At 70.1% G+C, this 16,238-nt stretch carries 13 protein-coding genes; 6 read left to right on the forward strand and 7 right to left on the reverse strand.

From position 1 onward, the window contains the following. The first annotated feature begins 43 nt into the window (after positions 1 to 43). Positions 44 to 1,528, forward strand: coding sequence for a PLP-dependent aminotransferase family protein (locus ROP_RS27895; protein ID WP_043825456.1), 1,485 nt, complete (start codon positions 44 to 46; stop codon positions 1,526 to 1,528). A 47-nt stretch (positions 1,529 to 1,575) separates the two neighbouring features. On the opposite strand, the gene ROP_RS27900 is transcribed toward ROP_RS27895, so the two are convergent. After that, positions 1,576 to 2,673: a CaiB/BaiF CoA transferase family protein gene (locus tag ROP_RS27900; protein WP_015889372.1), complete on the reverse strand. Its 1,098-nt coding sequence runs from the start codon at positions 2,671 to 2,673 to the stop codon at positions 1,576 to 1,578. 145 nt (positions 2,674 to 2,818) lie between these two features. On the opposite strand from ROP_RS27900, the gene ROP_RS27905 reads away from it, so the two are divergent. Beyond that, positions 2,819 to 3,196, forward strand: coding sequence for a VOC family protein (locus ROP_RS27905; RefSeq protein ID WP_015889373.1), 378 nt, complete (start codon positions 2,819 to 2,821; stop codon positions 3,194 to 3,196). A gap of 6 nt (positions 3,197 to 3,202) precedes the next feature. On the opposite strand, the gene ROP_RS27910 is transcribed toward ROP_RS27905, so the two are convergent. The 4 genes from ROP_RS27910 to ROP_RS27925 all read right to left on the reverse strand — a co-directional run bounded on the left by ROP_RS27910 (position 3,203) and on the right by ROP_RS27925 (position 8,687). Beyond that, positions 3,203 to 4,096 (reverse strand): SDR family oxidoreductase, encoded by an 894-nt coding sequence (locus tag ROP_RS27910; protein WP_015889374.1) that lies wholly within the window; start codon positions 4,094 to 4,096, stop codon positions 3,203 to 3,205. A gap of 101 nt (positions 4,097 to 4,197) precedes the next feature. After that, positions 4,198 to 5,700 (reverse strand): carboxylesterase/lipase family protein, encoded by a 1,503-nt coding sequence (locus ROP_RS27915; RefSeq protein WP_050785142.1) that lies wholly within the window; start codon positions 5,698 to 5,700, stop codon positions 4,198 to 4,200. Continuing rightward, positions 5,661 to 7,190, reverse strand: coding sequence for a carboxylesterase/lipase family protein (locus tag ROP_RS27920; RefSeq protein WP_015889376.1), 1,530 nt, complete (start codon positions 7,188 to 7,190; stop codon positions 5,661 to 5,663). Before ROP_RS27920 ends, ROP_RS27915 begins: the two co-directional genes overlap by 40 nt. 63 nt (positions 7,191 to 7,253) lie before the next feature. After that, a complete protein-coding gene (locus ROP_RS27925; protein WP_015889377.1) occupies positions 7,254 to 8,687 on the reverse strand; it encodes a dihydrolipoyl dehydrogenase family protein in 1,434 nt (477 codons plus the stop codon). Positions 8,688 to 8,775: 88 nt separating this feature from the next. Here ROP_RS27925 and ROP_RS27930 point away from each other — a divergent pair, with 88 nt between their 5' ends. Then, positions 8,776 to 9,528 (forward strand): SDR family oxidoreductase, encoded by a 753-nt coding sequence (locus tag ROP_RS27930; RefSeq protein ID WP_015889378.1) that lies wholly within the window; start codon positions 8,776 to 8,778, stop codon positions 9,526 to 9,528. A gap of 9 nt (positions 9,529 to 9,537) precedes the next feature. Continuing rightward, positions 9,538 to 10,902, forward strand: coding sequence for an NAD(P)/FAD-dependent oxidoreductase (locus ROP_RS27935; RefSeq protein WP_015889379.1), 1,365 nt, complete (start codon positions 9,538 to 9,540; stop codon positions 10,900 to 10,902). 3 nt (positions 10,903 to 10,905) lie between these two features. Here ROP_RS27935 and ROP_RS27940 read toward each other — a convergent pair whose 3' ends face one another. Continuing rightward, positions 10,906 to 12,165, reverse strand: a complete 1,260-nt coding sequence (locus tag ROP_RS27940; RefSeq protein ID WP_015889380.1) for a hypothetical protein — start codon at positions 12,163 to 12,165, stop codon at positions 10,906 to 10,908. Between the two features lie 105 nt (positions 12,166 to 12,270). On the opposite strand from ROP_RS27940, the gene ROP_RS27945 reads away from it, so the two are divergent. After that, positions 12,271 to 13,050, forward strand: coding sequence for an FAD:protein FMN transferase (locus ROP_RS27945; protein WP_015889381.1), 780 nt, complete (start codon positions 12,271 to 12,273; stop codon positions 13,048 to 13,050). Position 13,051: 1 nt separating this feature from the next. Here the strand turns inward: ROP_RS27945 and pgi are convergent, their stop codons facing one another. Then, complete coding sequence (gene pgi / locus ROP_RS27950; protein WP_015889382.1) at positions 13,052 to 14,704, reverse strand: glucose-6-phosphate isomerase; 1,653 nt, start codon at positions 14,702 to 14,704, stop codon at positions 13,052 to 13,054. Positions 14,705 to 14,773: 69 nt separating this feature from the next. On the opposite strand from pgi, the gene ROP_RS27955 reads away from it, so the two are divergent. Next, entirely contained in the window at positions 14,774 to 16,228 is a 1,455-nt protein-coding gene (locus ROP_RS27955; RefSeq protein WP_193384868.1) for an NAD-dependent succinate-semialdehyde dehydrogenase, read from the forward strand. Positions 16,229 to 16,238 lie beyond the last annotated feature (10 nt).

Below are 16,238 nucleotides of genomic sequence, written 5' to 3' on the forward strand. Positions count from 1 at the left end.
ACTGGCTTGGAGTTGAATAGCCAAGGGGGTGATACTGGACTGCATGATGACTCGGGTACTCGGAGCACGGTCCCTGGCCAGGGACCTCGGCAACTGGCAGGACGACAGCGGCCGCCGCTCGGCGGCGCGACCGGCCTACCGGGCGCTGGCCGAGAGCATCCGCCTGCTCGTGCACGACGGCCGCATCCCGCTGGGTGTCGCGTTGCCGAGCGAACGCGAACTGGCATCGGTGCTGGAGTTGAGCCGGACCACGATCACGTCGTCGTATTCGGTGCTGCGGGACGAGGGGTATCTCATCAGCAGGCAGGGGTCGCGCAGCACGGTCGCGCTGCCGCTCGGGGCGCGGCAGAACGGGCTGATGTTCCGGGCGCACCAGCCGGGGTCCGACGGTGCGGTGGTCGACCTCAGTTATGCCGCGATGGCCGCGCCCGCCGAAGCGGTCGAGCAGGCCTACGCCTATGCGTTGCAAACACTTCCGCAGTTCCTTCCGACTCACGGAATGGAGCCGGTGGGGATCGGCGCGCTGCGGGACGTGATCGCGGCCCGATACCGGGCGCGGGGACTCGAGACTTCGCCCGAGCAGATCATGGTCACGTCCGGTGCCCAGCACGCGCTGCGGCTGCTCCTCAACGTGCTGACGGCGCCGGGGGAGCGGGTGCTGGTCGATCACCCGACGTACCCCAACGCGCTGGAGGCGATCCGCAGGGTCGGTGCGCGTCCGGTCCCGGTGCCGGTCCGGCCGGAGGGCGGTGCGTCCGGCGCGTGGGATCTCGACGGAATCCGCAGCGCCGCCCGGCAGACCGCGGCCCGGATGGCGTACCTGATTCCGGACTTCCACAACCCGACCGGGCTGTGCCTGGACGCATCCGGGCGGGCCGAGCTGGCGCGGATCGCGCGCGACACCCGCATGACGCTGGTGGTGGACGAGACGATGGTCGACCTGTGGCTGGACGAGCCGTCACCCGGCCCGGTCGCGGCGTACGGCAAAGGGGCGGCGAAGTCGGAGGTCGTGACGATCGGGTCGGCGGCCAAGTCGTTCTGGGGTGGGCTGCGCGTCGGCTGGATCCGCGCGGATCCGGCGCTGATCACCCGGCTCGCCGGCGCCCGCGCGGCGGTCGACCTCGGCACGCCGGTGATGGATCAGCTGGCGGCAGCCAGTCTGCTCTCCGACGACGAACTCGTCCTCGCGCGTCGCCGCGCGGAGTTGCGGGAACAGCGGAGCGCGATGCTCGACGCCCTCGCCGACCGGCTGCCGGACTGGATCCCGACCATCGGTTCGGGTGGGATGTCGCTGTGGCTGCGGATGCCCGCGCCGGTGTCGACGGCGCTGGCGGCGACGGCCCCCAACTTCGGGGTGCTGCTGGCGGCGGGGCCGCGGTTCGGGGTGGAGGGTGCGTTCGAGCGGTTCGTCCGGCTGCCGTACGCGCGGACGTCCGACGAGCTGCGCCGCGGCGTCGACGGTATCGCGGCAGCGTACGAGACGCTGGCCGTCGATCGTGAGCTCGCGGAACCGTCCCTCGTCGTCTGAGCACGTGAGTGGCAAAGCGTGTCGGAACACGCTTTGCCACTCACGTGTCAGGTCCAGACGGTGTCGATGTCGACGCCCTCGCGGGCCGGCGGGGTGGGAGCGCCTGCGGGAGTGCGGGAGAACCGGGGCGCCGGGGCGTGCTGGGTGACGCCGTCGAGTTCGATCAGTGACCCGCGGGCGGCGAGGTGCTCGTTGGACGGCGCCTCCGCGAACGTCAGCACGGGCGACACGCAGGCGTCGGTGCCGAGGAAGACGGCCGCCCACTCGTCGCGGGTCTTCGACAGGAACTTCTCGGCGAACACCTTCTTCATCTGCGGCCACGCCGACATGTCCATCTGCTGGGGCAGTTCGGCGGGGTCGAGTTCGAGGCCCTGCAGCAGCAGGGCGTAGAACTGCGGCTCGATCGAGCCGACGGCCATGTACTTGCCGTCCGACGTCTCGTACGTGTCGTAGAACGGCGCACCGGTGTCGAGCAGGTTGACGCCCCGCTCGTCGGACCAGACGCCGCGGCCGCGGAACGCCCACATCATGTGCGACAGGGCCAGCGCGCCGTCGACCATCGCCGCGTCCACGACCTGCCCCTTGCCGGACGACTGGCGTTCCACCAGCGCCGACAGGATCCCGAAGATCAGGAACATCGACCCACCGCCGAAGTCGCCGACCATGTTCAGCGGCGGCACCGGACGCTCACCCTTGCGGCCGATGGCGTGCAGGACACCGGTCAGCGAGATGTAGTTGATGTCGTGGCCGGCGGCGCTGGCCAGTGGACCCTCCTGGCCCCAGCCCGTCATCCGTCCGTACACCAGGCGCTCGTTGCGCTTCAGGCACACGTCCGGGCCCAGGCCCATGCGCTCGGTGACGCCGGGACGGAAACCCTCGATCACGACGTCGGCGCGTTCGATGAGCCCGAGGACCTTCTCGACCTGCTCGGGGTCCTTCAGGTTGGCCTCGACGACGCGGCGACCGCGTTGGATCTGGTCGTACGGACCGTCCGGCGGGATCACGCCGGGACGCTGGACGCAGACCACGTCGGCGCCGAGATCGGCCAGGAGGGCGGCGGCGTGCGGCCCCGGTCCGAGGCCGGCGAATTCGACGACGCGAATGCCCGCGAGGGGGCCCTTCTTCTCTGAAACTGGAGCAGACACGCGAGTTCCTCATTCCGGTGCGAGACGACCTGTCGAATCGACGTTAACTTGCGATCGCCGGGCCGTGTGCCCCGGGTCACGGGATACCGCCGCGGGTGACCCCGCACTCTTGCCTGTCCGCGGGTCCGCGGGGCACAGTTGATTCATGAGTCTTCAGGGTGAGCTCGTGAGTTTCGTGGCCAGCACCGACCTGGACGTCTCGGAGATGTTCTACGTGGAGACCCTGGGGCTGACGCGCGTCTCGCGGGACGAGTTCGCGTTGGCCGTCGACTGCAACGGTGCCCTGCTCCGGGTCACGCTGGTGCAGGCGAAGGCCGACACCGGGTACACGGTGCTGGGGTGGAAGGTCGCCGATCTGAACGAGGTCGTCGACTCGCTGCGCAGCAAGGGCATCGAGTTCACCGAGTATCCGGGGATGGATCAGGACGAGCACGCGGCCTGGCTCGCACCGGACGGCATCCGGGTCGCGTGGTTCCGGGATCCGCACGGTAATGTGCTGTCGCTCTTCGAGGAACCGAACTGACGAGGGTCAGCCGCGACCGGCGAGCAGTGCCTCGGTAGCGGCCCACAGCCGCGCGGCGAGTTCGGCGTCCCGTGCGTCCTTGCTGGGCTGAACGGTCTTGCAGCCCTTGATGTATCGGCCGGTGAACTTGCCGCTCTCCGTCGCGGTGGCGGTCCACACCGTGGTTTCCGCTGCTTTGGCGACCTCGGCCATGAACGGTGTCAGGAGTGTGCCGACCACCTGGTGGCCGAACGGCAGACCGCGTCCGAGTGCGGTGCCGCGGACGAATCCGGGGTCGGCGCAATTGACGACCAGCCTCGCGGGATCGGACCGCCGCGCCAATTCGCGGGTGAACAGGGTCAGGGCGAGTTTGGAGTTGTTGTACGCGCGCTGGCCGTGGAACGTGTCCTTCGCGCCGTCGAGGTCGTCGAAGTCGATGCTGCCGCCGCGATGCCCCGACGAACTGACGTCGACGATGCGCGACGGGCGCCGGTAACCGGCGGCGTCGGCGGTCGACGCCCGCGCCATCGCCGGAGCCAGGGTCGTCGCCAGCACGAACGGCGCGAGGTAGTTGACGGCGAACGTCTCTTCGATGCCGTCCACCGTCAGCCGGCGCTGTCCCAAGTCGACACCCGCGTTGTTGACCAGCACGTCGATCCGCGGGAACCGATGCAGGAGCTCCCCGGACAGCTTGCGGACCCGGTCGAGCGAGGACAGATCGGCGAGCGCGGAGTTGAGCCTGTCGTGGCCGGTGCCTTCGGACAGGTCGGCGATCGCCGCGTCGATCCTGTCGTGATCCCGGCCGACCAGCACGACGGTGGCGCCGCGGTGCGCCAGTTGACGGCAGGTCTCCAGGCCGAGGCCCGAGGTGGCGCCGGTGACCACCATGGTGCGGCCTGCGAGGTCGTTCGACTCGGTCATTCTCGCCTCCCGAATGCAGGTCTCTACGAGAGTAGGGCAACGCGGAGGGGCGAAGGCGGGGAACGGCCCGACGGCGCGACCGCGGTCGCGGCGGGGTCCGGCTAACGCCGGTGCTCGTAGCCCAGCCACGCCCGCCGGCGCCGGCCGAGTGGATCGTTCTCCACCCTGCTCGTGCCGTCGATGACGAGCGTCTCCCGGCGCTCCGGCGAATAGCGCGGCCATCCCGGTGCGGGCGTGCCGTGCCGGGCGAAATGCAGCCAGTGCGACTGGACGGTGTCGGTGGCGGCCCGCAGCCCGCGGCGTCCGCCGAGCACGGTGAGCAACCACGCCCACGGCCCGGTCAACCCGAACACCGCGTACAACTCCGTGGCGTGGGTGGCGCCCAGCCCGAGGACGTGCAGCAACCGGGGTGCGAAGTCGTACCGGTAGCTGTAGGTCGGGGCGACGGCCGTGTGGCCCTGCGCGCACAGGACGGACGGTTCCCAGAACGTCACGTCGCCGCCGAGGTCCGCGGCCGCCCGCCGACCGGGATAGCCGGGGTAGGCGGCGATGGCCCGCTCCTTCACGGACGCGTCCACGTGCGAGAACATCTTGTCGATCCGGGTGGGATCGGTGGGCAGGATGTTCAGGAACCGGGGAAAGACCCGGCCCTCGTGGCGGTTGGTGCCGATGATCAGCGGAACCGGATGCCCCGATCCGGTCGCGAAACTGTCGAGCGGGTGGGTGGGAAGGAAGAAGCCGTCGACGACGGGCGCGAACGCGCGGGTTCCGGGTTCCTCGTCGGCGCCGCGGTGCGCCAGCGTCGTTCCCGCCGCGACGAAGTCGGCCGGGTCGGCGGTCTGGAGCCACGTCGCGGCCTCGGCGAGCGGGACCCCGGCGATCTCGAGGAATTCGCGCGACCACCGCGCCGCCCGGTCGGGGTGGTAGGCGGAGGCCACCGGCGGGCTCTCGGCGATGGCCCGTGCGAAGAGGCCTTTCGCGGCGGGTGTGGTCATCAGGGTGGTGACGGCGTTGGCGCCCGCGGATTCGCCGAAGAGGGTGACGTTGTCGGGGTCGCCGCCGAATTCGGCGATGTTGCGCTGTACCCATTCGAGTGCGGCGACCTGGTCGCGGAGGCCGAGGTTGGAGTCGAAAGGTCTTTCGGGGGTGGAGAACTGGGTGAAGTCGAGGTATCCGAGCGATCCGAGGCGGTAGTTGATCGACACGTACACGATGTCGCCGCGGCGGACGAGGGAGTGGCCGCCGTAGAGCGACGAGGAGGAGGTCCCGCCGGAGTAGGCGCCGCCGTGGATGAACACCATCACCGGTCGCGGCGTTCTCGATGCGGAACTGGGTGCGAGCACGTTGAGGGTGAGACAGTCCTCGTCGGTCTCGCTGCCCTGCGGCGCGGGGGATCCGAAGTGGAAGGCCCGCCGGACTCCCGACCACGGTTCGACCGGGTGCGGGGCCCGCAATCGCAGCGGCCCGACCGGGGGAGCGGCGTAGGGGATGCCCCGCCACGCTGCCAGGTCGTCGATCCGGCGCCCTCCGACGGCGCCGGCATCGGTGTGTACTTCGAGAGCGCTCACAGGCCCTGCCCGTGGTAGCCCGTATACCCCTCCCATGCCAGCCTGCGCTCCCGGCGCGGGTCGTCCTGGACGGTGGTGACGGTGTCGAACACGAGTGTTGCCCTCCGGTCTGTGTCGTACTTCGGCCACGACGCCAACGGTGTTCCCCGCGAAGCGAAGTGCAGCCAGTGTCGCTGCACATTATCCGTCACGTCCTTCAGGCCGCGTCGTCCGCCCGGCAGGGTGAGGGCGCGGCCGATCAGAGTGTCGGCGACGTCGAACACGGCGAACAGTTCGAACCCGTGCGTGGCGTCGAGGCCGAGCCACCTCATCGCACGCGGCGCGAAATCGAAGCGGTAACCGAAGGTGGGGGCGTACGCGGAGTGGGCCTCGGCCAGTTCGATGGACGGCCTCCAGAACGTCAGGTCGCCGCCCAGGTCGACGGCGGCGTCCGGCGCCGGGTAGCCCGGATACGCCGCGGTGACGCGTGCCTCGGCGGCGGGGTCGGTGAGGGCGAACATCCGCCCGATCCGGTCGGGGTCGGTCGGCAGGGCGTCGAGAAATCTCGGGAACAGGGTGCCCTCGTCGGCGTTGGTGCCGATGATCAGCGGAACCCGGTGCGCCGAGCCGTCGGCGAACGCGTCGAGCGGCGGCTTGGGCAGGAAGTCGCCGTCGATCACGGGTCCGAACGGGTGCAGTCCCGGCGTTTCCGAGAGCACCTTCGCGCCGAGGCGGTTCCCGGCGCGGCCCAGCGCGCCGACGGGCGACGAGGTGAGCGCCTCTGCGGCAGTGCCGGGTTCGGCTCCGAGCAGCGTCACATAGTCGGATGCCCACCGGGCGGCCCGGTCCGCCGTCGTGACGAGGCCGGGCGCGGAACTCTCCGAGATCGCCCGTGCGAAGAGGCCTTTCGCGGCGGGTGTGGTCATCAGGGTGGTGACGGCGTTGGCGCCCGCGGATTCGCCGAAGAGGGTGACGTTGTCGGGGTCGCCGCCGAATTCGGCGATGTTGCGCTGTACCCATTCGAGTGCGGCGACCTGGTCGCGGAGGCCGAGGTTGGAGTCGAAAGGTCTTTCGGGGGTGGAGAACTGGGTGAAGTCGAGGTATCCGAGCGATCCGAGGCGGTAGTTGATCGACACGTACACGATGTCGCCGCGGCGGACGAGGGAGTGGCCGCCGTAGAGCGCGGTGGCCGACATGCCCAGCGTGTACGCGCCGCCGTGGATGAACACCATCACCGGACGCGCCCCGGACCTGCCGGGCGTGGCCAGTACGTTGAGCGTCAGGCAGTTCTCGCTGCTCGGCTGGTACTTGCCCGGCCGGAGCGCGGTGAACTTCTTGTGCTGCACGGCGGCGTCGCCGAACTCGGTGGCATCGAGCTCCCCGGACCACGGCGTGACCCGCCGGGGTGCGCGCAGCCGCAGCGGACCCACCGGGGGAGCGGCGTAGGGAATTCCCCGCCACGCGACGAGGTCGCCGACGCGCCGGCCCCGGACCACCCCTGCGGTCGTCCTCACCAGTGTGTCGGTCGTGAGAGTGTCAGACGCCATGCCGGCGACTATACGGAGACCGCCTGGGGAGACGCCGTCATCGCCCGTGGGGCTCCGTTCGGGTCAGCGCCGCGCCTCCAGCAGCCGCAGCCACACCTCGCTCACGGTCGGGTAGGACGGGACCGCGTGCCACAGCGTGTCGAGCGGCACCTTCCCGACCAGCGCGACGGTGGCGGCGTGGACGAGTTCGGCGACATCGGTGCCCGCGAACGTCGCGCCGACCAGGGTGTCGGTGGCTCGATCGACGACGAGTTTGGCGTGACCGCTGAAATCGTCGCGGGACAGGGACGAGCCGGCGACGGCGATGTCGACCTCCAGGGTCTCGACGTCCACGCCGGCGTCGCGCGCCTCCTGCTCGGTGATCCCGACGGCCGAGACCTCCGGATCGGCGAACACCACCTGGGGGATCTGCCCGTGGTCCGCGGTGGCCCGGAATCGGGACCCGTCCAGCGGTCTGCCCTCCGCGCGGGCGGCGATCACGTCTCCGCACACGCGGCCCTGGTACTTGCCCATGTGGGTGAGCAGCGCGCGACCGTTGGCGTCGCCGACCGCATACAACCACTCGTAGGCCGTCGTCAGATGGTCGTCGGTGGTGAGGTATCCGCGGGAGTCCAGCAGTCGCGCGTCGAGGCCCAGCGACGACGTTGCCGGCGTGCGCCCGGTCGCGACGACGATCTCGTCGACCACGAGTGGGTCCTGACCCGCGACGTCCAGCGTCACCGGGCCCCCGTGGATGCGGCCGATCCCCGTGTCCCGGGGTTCGGCCCGTTCGACACCGCGAAGGTCCGCGCCGAACAGGATCCGCGCACCCTTCTTCTCCAGCATGCGGGCAACCCGCTCCCCGGCGAACGGCTCGTTCTTCGGGAGCAGCCCCCGGCCGCGGACCACCATCGTCAGTTCCTCGGCACCGAGGTCCAGCAGCCACGTTGCGCTCTCACAGGCCACGACGCCGCCGCCGACGACGGCGACCCGGCGCGGGATCTCCCTCAGGTTGGTGGCGTCCCGCGAGATCCACGGCAATGCCGCCCGCAGACCGGGGGTGTCCGGGACCGTGGCGGTCGTCCCGGTGGCGACCACGACGGCGTGCCGGGCGCGCAACTGGCGGGAATCGCCGACCGTCACCGTGCGGTCCCCGGTGATGCGTGCCGATCCGCGGATGACGTCGATCCCCGCCGAGTCGGCCCACATCACCTGCGACGAGTCGTCGTGGTTGTTGGTGAACGAGTCGCGGCGTGCGAGCACGGCGTCCACGTCGAGCGGACCGGCGGTCACTCCGGGCATGTTGCGGGCCGCGCCGAGGACCTCGCCCGGCCGCAGCAGCGCCTTGCTGGGCATGCAGGCCCAGTAGGAGCATTCCCCGCCGACGAGTTCGTGCTCGATCAGCGCCGCGGTGCGCTCGCTGCCGGCGATGGCGTAACTCGCCGCGTTCTCACCGGCGGGGCCGCCGCCGATCACGATGACATCGAACTCTTCCGCGCCGCTCCCCGAGTCAGTCATACCTGTAACCGTAAGCCGGTCGGTGCGCGATGTCAGAGGTTCCGGCGGGCCTCCCGCGTTGTTACCGCCGAGTAGATACTGTGTCGGGATGACACGGCAGAAGATTCTCATCACGGGGGCGAGCTCCGGGCTCGGCGAGGAGATGGCCCGCCGGTTCGCGGCCCAGGGACGAGACCTCGCGCTGTGCGCGCGCCGGATCGATCGGCTCGAGGCCGTGCGGGACGAATTGCAGGCGTCGCATCCCGGGATCGCCGTCGCCGTCCGCGAACTCGACGTCACCGACCACGACGCCGTGGTCCGGGTGTTCGGCGAACTGCGCGACGAACTCGGCGGACTCGACCGCGTCGTCGTCAACGCCGGTCTCGGCAAGGGGGCCAGGATCGGAACGGGCCGGGCCGACGCCAATCTCGCGACCGCGCGCACCAACTTCGTCGGCGCTCTGTCGCAGTGCGAGGCGGCGCTGGGCATCTTCCGCAAGCAGAACTCCGGGCACCTGGTGCTCGTGTCCTCGATCAGCGCCGACCGGGGTCTGCCCGGGCCGAAGGCGGCGTACTCGGCGAGCAAGGCGGGGGTCTCGGCCCTCGGCGAGGCGCTGACCGCGGAACTGGCGAAGAGCCCCATCGCGGTGACCACCCTGCTCCCCGGATACATCGCCACCGACATGTCGAGCAAGGCCGGCGACAGTTCCGCGCTGACGGCAACCCTCGACGACGGCGTCGACGCGATGGTGTCGGCCATCGAGAAGGAGACGAGCCGCGCAGCGCTGCCGGGGGCGAAGTGGCGAGGAATCGACCTCGCGTTGCGGTTCCTTCCTCATGCGTGGACATCCCGGTTCGTGTAGGACTGACCTATGACGACCGCCCAGGAGTCCTCGTCCCTCGGCCTGCAGCGTTCGCGACCGCGGGTCGTCATCATCGGGGGAGGGTTCGGTGGCATCTACGCGGCCCGTCGGCTGCGCGACGTCGACGTGGACGTCACCCTGCTCGACCGCGGAACCAGCCACGTCTTCCAGCCGCTGCTGTACCAGTGCGCGACGGGCCTGCTGTCCGAGGGAGAGATCAGCAGCCCGCTGCGCCACCTGCTGCGCGGGGTCCGCAACGTTCACGTCGCCCTCGGCGAGGCGCAGGGGATCGACGCGGTCAGCCGGGTCCTGACCGCCAGCCGCTTCGACGGATCCACGTTCGAACTTCCCTACGACTACCTGATCGTCGCGGCGGGCATGCGGCAGGCGTACCACGGACACGACGAGTACATCCAGTGGGCGCCGGGGATGAAGACCCTCGACGACGCACTCGCCATTCGCCGAAAACTGATCTGCGCCTTCGAGATGGCCGAATCGCTGCCCACCGCGGAGGAGCGCAGGCCGTGGCTGACGTTCGCCGTCGCGGGCGGGGGACCCACCGGAGTCGAATTGGCGGGCCAGATCCGGGAACTCGCCATGCACGCCCTCGCCAACGAGTTCCAGTCCATCGACCCCTGCGAGGCGCGGGTGCTGCTGTTCCACGGCGGCGACCGCGTTCTCCCGTCGTTCAACCCGAAACTGTCGGCGGCGGCGCAGCGGACCCTCGACAAGGTCGGCGTCGAGACGCACCTCGGTGTGCACGTCACAAACGTCTGCGAGACGAGCATCGAGACGACGGCCAAGAATCCGGCCCACACCAAGAAGCGGTACGCGGTCCGCACGATCCTGTGGACCGCGGGCGTCGAGGCCGTGCCGTTCGCCGGCGCCCTCGCGGAGGCGTTGGGGGTGAAGCAGATTCAGGGCGGGCGCATCGCCGTCGAACCCGACCTCACCGTGCCCGGCCACCCGAACGTGTGGGTGATCGGCGACCTGATGTCGCTGAACGACCTTCCCGGCGTGGCCGAGGTCGCGATGCAGGGCGGCAGGCACGTCGGAGGATGCATCGCCCGCACCGTCGAGGGCGGAACACCCGACCGCAAGCCCTTCAAGTACCGCGACCTCGGCAGCGCCGCCTACATCGCCCGCAGGCATGCGCTGCTCCAGGCCGGCCCGATCCGGATGTCCGGGTTCCTGGGCTGGGTGTCCTGGGGAGCCATCCACATCGCGTTCCTCGCCGGGTACCGCAACCGCTTCGGCACCCTGCTCAATTGGGCGGTCACGCTGGCGTCGCGGACACGACGGGAACGGGCGATCACGTACGGCGATCCGGAGTCGGCGCGGCAGCCGTACACCGATCTCCCGATCGAGTCGTAGTCCTCACCAGGCCCGCGCGGTGAGCCCGTGCCGGGCGAGGACGACGCCTGCCCTCTCGTGGAACGCCGCGCGGTCCGGGCTGTCCAGCGACTCGAGCGCGAGGGTGTAGTTGCCGCCGAACCGGCTGAGATAGGCGGACAGCCGCGTGCGGCTGGTCACGACACCCGGGTGCACGGCGCGGGTGGCGATGCCGGTCGCCCGGTGACCGCCGATCGTGGCGAGTGCGTCGGGCAGCGGTCCGATGTTGGAACACAGCACGTCCCGCTCGCCGGGGTTGCCGGTGAGGGCGTGCGCCACGCGGTCGGGTACCAGTTGCAGCATTTCCTCGGGGAAACCGGCGGGGCTGGTCATCGCGGGTGCGGAGAACGCGGCGCGACTCGCCGCCCGCACGTCGGCGACCGTGTCCCGCGGGGAGACGAGGACCTCGACCATGGCGACGGAGTTGGCGGTGTCCGGCGCGTCGCTCTTGCCGCGGAGGTCCATGGGCACGCTGATCGTCAGCGGCCGGGTCTCGCCGTCCCGTCGCGCCACCTCGGCGGCCACCGACAGGAACAGGCTGTTCGGGGTGCCGCCTGCCCGATCGGCGGCGGCGTCCCACCGATCGGCGTCCAGGTCCAGCACCGCCCCCACAGGTGAGCGGCAAAGTGTGCCGGGGGACGCTTTGCCGCTCACGTGCAGGAAGCGGCGCAATTCCGCGCGGCGGGACCCGCTCACCGCGAGACCGGCGACCGCACGGGCCGTCCCCTCCGTCACGCGGCGGGCCAGCCGGGTGGCGTCCCACACGTCCGCGACGGTGCCCGCGCCGCCCCCGGGGTATGTCGGCCGCCCGCCCCGCAGGGCCACTGCGATCGCAGCCGCCAGTCCGCGCGCGTCCGCGATCACGTGGGAACACACCAGCGACAGCACCGTGCCCCCGCCGGCCGGCCGTGCGCAGGCCAGACGCCAGCCGGGACCGCGTTCGGGGTCCACCGGCAACGAGGCCTGCTCGTCCGCCCACGCCAGCACCGCCCCGGCGTCGATCTCCGCGTATTCGACGGGAAAGGCGTCCGCGCTCGGCTCGAACCGGGGCCGCGCGCCGGGAACCCGCGGACGCACCACCCGCCTGCCCAGCGGTCCCCGCGCGAGGTCGGCGATCAGGGATTCGAGTGTCGCGTCGTCCACCCGGCCGTCGGTGCGCCACAGTCCCTGCATCACGATCGGCGTTCCCCACCCCCGGTGGGTGCGCAGGAACATCTCGTCGACGACGCTCAATCGGGCGCTCACCAGCGAAGTGTACGACCGGTCGCGTCGGTCGCCGCAGGTCGGCCTCTGGACAGCCGGCGCATACTGGAAGTGCAGCGCTGTACGGGACCGCACACGGAGAACACCATGGTTAGCGTCGAGAAATGGAAGGTGTGGGGTTCCGTCGTGGAAGTCGACGTCACCGAGGGTGCCGCCCTTCCGGAGGCCGCAGCGCTGATCGCGGCCGTCATCGACGAGGCCGAATCGGTGTGCGACCTCCACCGCGGCGACGCCGAGATCCACGCCGTCAACCTGTCGCAGGGCGCGCCGGTCAAGGTCAGCAGGCGCATGTCGGCACTGCTGCGTTCGGCGCTGTGGGCTGCCCGGATGACCGACGGGGTGGTGAACCCGCTCGCCACCGAATCTCCCGACGAAGACCTGATCCCGACCGTGCATCCGGAACCCAGTTTCCTCGACGTCCAGATCGACGACGACGTCGTGTTCGCCCCGTGGGGCGCGTCGTTCGACATCACCGACACCGCCAAGGCCGACACGGTGGATCGGGCGGCGGAGCTGGTCGCCCGCCAGCTCGAGTGCGGGGCGGCCGTGCGCATCGGCGATGTCATCGCGACGGCCGGACACTGTCCCGCCGGCGGCTGGCAGATCCCGGTGCCCGGCGACGGCGAGGTCGAACTGGTGAACGGGACGGCGATGGCGACGGCTGTCGGGCCGCCGGTCACCGAACCACCCACCGCCACCGAATGGGAGACGGTGACGGTGATCGCCGACGACGCACTCTGGGCGTACGCGGCCAGCGTCGCCGCCCTCGCCCGGGGCATCGGCGCGATCCGGTGGATCGAACAGCACGAGCTGCGTGCCCGGCTGGTGGACCGCTCGGGCCGGGTCTACACCACCGAGAGCTGGTGAATCAGGCCCGTCCGCGCTGACGGCGGTACCAGCGCACCAGGCTGTCCGTCGACGAATCACTCTGCGCGGCCGGTTCTTCCGCGGCGGTGAGCACCGGCTGCAGCTCCACGGCCTGGGTCTTGCCGAGCTCGACACCCCACTGGTCGAACGAGTCGATGCCCCACACGACACCCTCGACGAACACCTGGTGCTCGTACAGGGCGATCAGCTGCCCGATCACCGACGGCGTGAGCTTCGGCGCGAGGATCGTGGTGGAGGGCCGGTTACCGGGCATGACCTTGTGCGGCACCAGATCTTCGGGTGTGCCCTCGGCCGCGATCTCCTCGGCAGTCTTGCCGAACGCCAGGACCTTCGTCTGCGCGAAGAAGTTGCTCATCAGCAGGTCGTGCATGCTGCCGGTGCCGTCGGCGGTGGGCAGGTCGTCGGTGGGCTCGCCGAAACCGATGAAATCGGACGGCACGAGCCGCGTGCCCTGGTGCAGGAGCTGGTAGAAGGCGTGCTGCCCGTTGGTCCCGGGTTCGCCCCAGAAGATCTCACCGGTGGACGCGGGGACGGGGGAGCCGTCCGCGCGCACCGACTTGCCGTTGGATTCCATCGTCAGCTGCTGCAGATAGGCCGGGAACCGCACGAGATCGTTGGAATACGGCAGCACCGCACGGGATTCGGCGCCGAAGAAGTTCGAGTACCAGAGTCCGATGAGCCCGAGCAGGACCGGCGCGTTCTCCTCGAGCGGCGCCGTCCGGAAATGCTCGTCGACGGCGTGGAAGCCGGCGAGGAACTCCGCGAAACGCTCCTTGCCGATCGCCGCCATCACCGACAGTCCGATGGCGGAATCGACCGAGTACCGGCCGCCGACCCAATCCCAGAATCCGAACATGTTGGCCGTGTCGATGCCGAACTCCGCCACCCGGTCCGCGTGGGTCGAGACGGCGACGAAATGCTTTGCAACCGCTTCGTTTCCGAGGCCCAGGCCGCCGAGCAGCCACCGCCGGGCGGCCGTGGCGTTGGTGAGCGTCTCGAGGGTCGAGAACGTCTTGGACGCCACGATGAACAGGGTGGTGGCCGGGTCGAGGCCGCTCAGGCTGCGCACCAGGTCGGCGGGGTCGACGTTGGAGATGAACCGGACACTGATGCCGGCGTCGGCGTAGTGCCGCAGCGCGCGGTACACCATCACCGGACCCAGATCCGATCCGCCGATACCGATGTTGACGACGGTCTTGATTCGCTCGCCCGTCGCGCCCCGCCATTCACCGGACCGGACCCGATCCGTGAAATCGCCCATGCGATCGAGGACCTCGTGGACGTCGGCGACGACGTCCTGCCCGTCGACGACGAGAGACGCGTCGGCGGGAAGCCTCAACGCGGTGTGGAGGACGGCGCGGTCCTCGGACGTGTTGATGTGCTCGCCCGCGAACATCGCGTCCCGGCGGGCCTCCAGGTCGACGCTGCGCGCCAACTCGAGCAGCAACCCGATCGTGTCGCGGTCGACGCGGTGCTTGCTGTAGTCGATGAACAGGTCGCCCGCGGAGACGGTGAGTTCCTGGCCGCGTGCCGGGTCCTTCTCGAAGAGTTCTCGCAGATGGACGGACTGAATTTGAGCGTGATGATCACGCAATTTCTGCCAGGCAGCGGTTCCGGTGATGTCTGAGCTCACGAGATTCGAGCTTAATGCCCGCGCGTCGAAACTTCCGTGTGAACTTCGGTGCGGCGCATGATGGACATCATGGATGCAGTCGAACTCATGCGAACCGTCCCCACCACCCTCTTCCTCGGCGGCGAGAAGTGTGACGCCGAGAACGGCGCCACATTCACCGTTTTCGACCCGGCGACCGGTGACGCCCTCACCGAGGTGGCGGACGCCAGTCCGGGCGACGCGATGAAGGCGCTCGACGCCGCGGTCGCGGTACAGCGGGAGTGGGCGGCGACACCTGCACGCGAACGTGGGGAACTGCTGCGCGCGGTGTTCGAGAAGATCACCGCCCGGGCCGACGACTTCGCGCTGCTGATGACGCTGGAGATGGGCAAGGCGCTGCCGGAGAGCGCGGCGGAGGTCAAGTACGGCGCCGAATTCTTCCGCTGGTTCAGCGAGGAAGCCGTGCGTATCGCCGGACGCTACACCCCGGCACCCGCGGGGAACGGGCGCATCCTGGTGACCAAGCAGCCCGTCGGGCCGTGTCTCGCGATCACGCCGTGGAACTTCCCGCTCGCGATGGGCACCCGCAAGATCGGGCCGGCCCTGGCCGCCGGCTGCACGATGATCGTCAAACCCGCCTCCGAGACCCCGCTGACGATGCTCCTCCTCGCCGAGGTGATGGCCGACGCGGGACTGCCGAAGGGCGTGCTGTCCGTGCTGCCGACGTCCAAGTCCGGCGAGGTGACCGGTCCGCTGATCGACGACCCGCGACTGCGGAAGCTCACGTTCACGGGCTCGACCGGGGTGGGCCGCATGCTCGTCGAGAAGTCGGCGAAGGGACTGCTGCGGACGTCGATGGAACTCGGCGGGAACGCGCCCTTCGTGGTCTTCGACGACGCGGACGTCGACAAGGCGGTGGCGGGCGCCCTCCTCGCCAAGATGCGCAACGGCGGCGAGGCCTGCACCGCGGCCAATCGCTTCCACGTCGCGAACAGTGTGCGGGAGGAGTTCACCGCGAAACTCGTCGACAAGCTGTCCTCGTACAAGCTCGGACCCGGGACCGATCCCGACACGACCCTCGGCCCGCTGATCAACGCGGACCAGCTCGAGAAGGTCGGAGAACTGGTGCAGGACGCCGTCGGCGCGGGTGCCCGGGTGCGGCTCGGTGGCGTGGCCCCGGAAGGTCCCGGCTATTTCTATCCGGCGACGGTGCTGGACGCGATTCCCGCCCAGGCCCGGATCCTGAAGGAGGAGGTGTTCGGTCCGGTGGTCGCGATCGCCGGATTCGACACCGAGGAGGAGGGGATCGCCGCGGCCAACGACACGGAGTTCGGCCTGGCGGCGTACATCTTCACCCGCGATCTGGATCGTGCGCTCCGGGTGGCCGACGCCCTCGAATCGGGCATGGTCGGGGTGAACCGCGGAGTCATCTCGGACACCGCTGCCCCCTTCGGCGGCGTCAAAGCGTCGGGCTTCGGGCGCGAAGGGGGCAGTGAAGGCATCGAGGAGTACCTGGAGACCAAGTACGTGGCACTCGAACCGTGACGACCGCCGT

Origin of the sequence: Rhodococcus opacus B4, from assembly GCF_000010805.1 — a bacterium.
Lineage (GTDB): Bacteria > Actinomycetota > Actinomycetes > Mycobacteriales > Mycobacteriaceae > Rhodococcus_F > Rhodococcus_F opacus_C.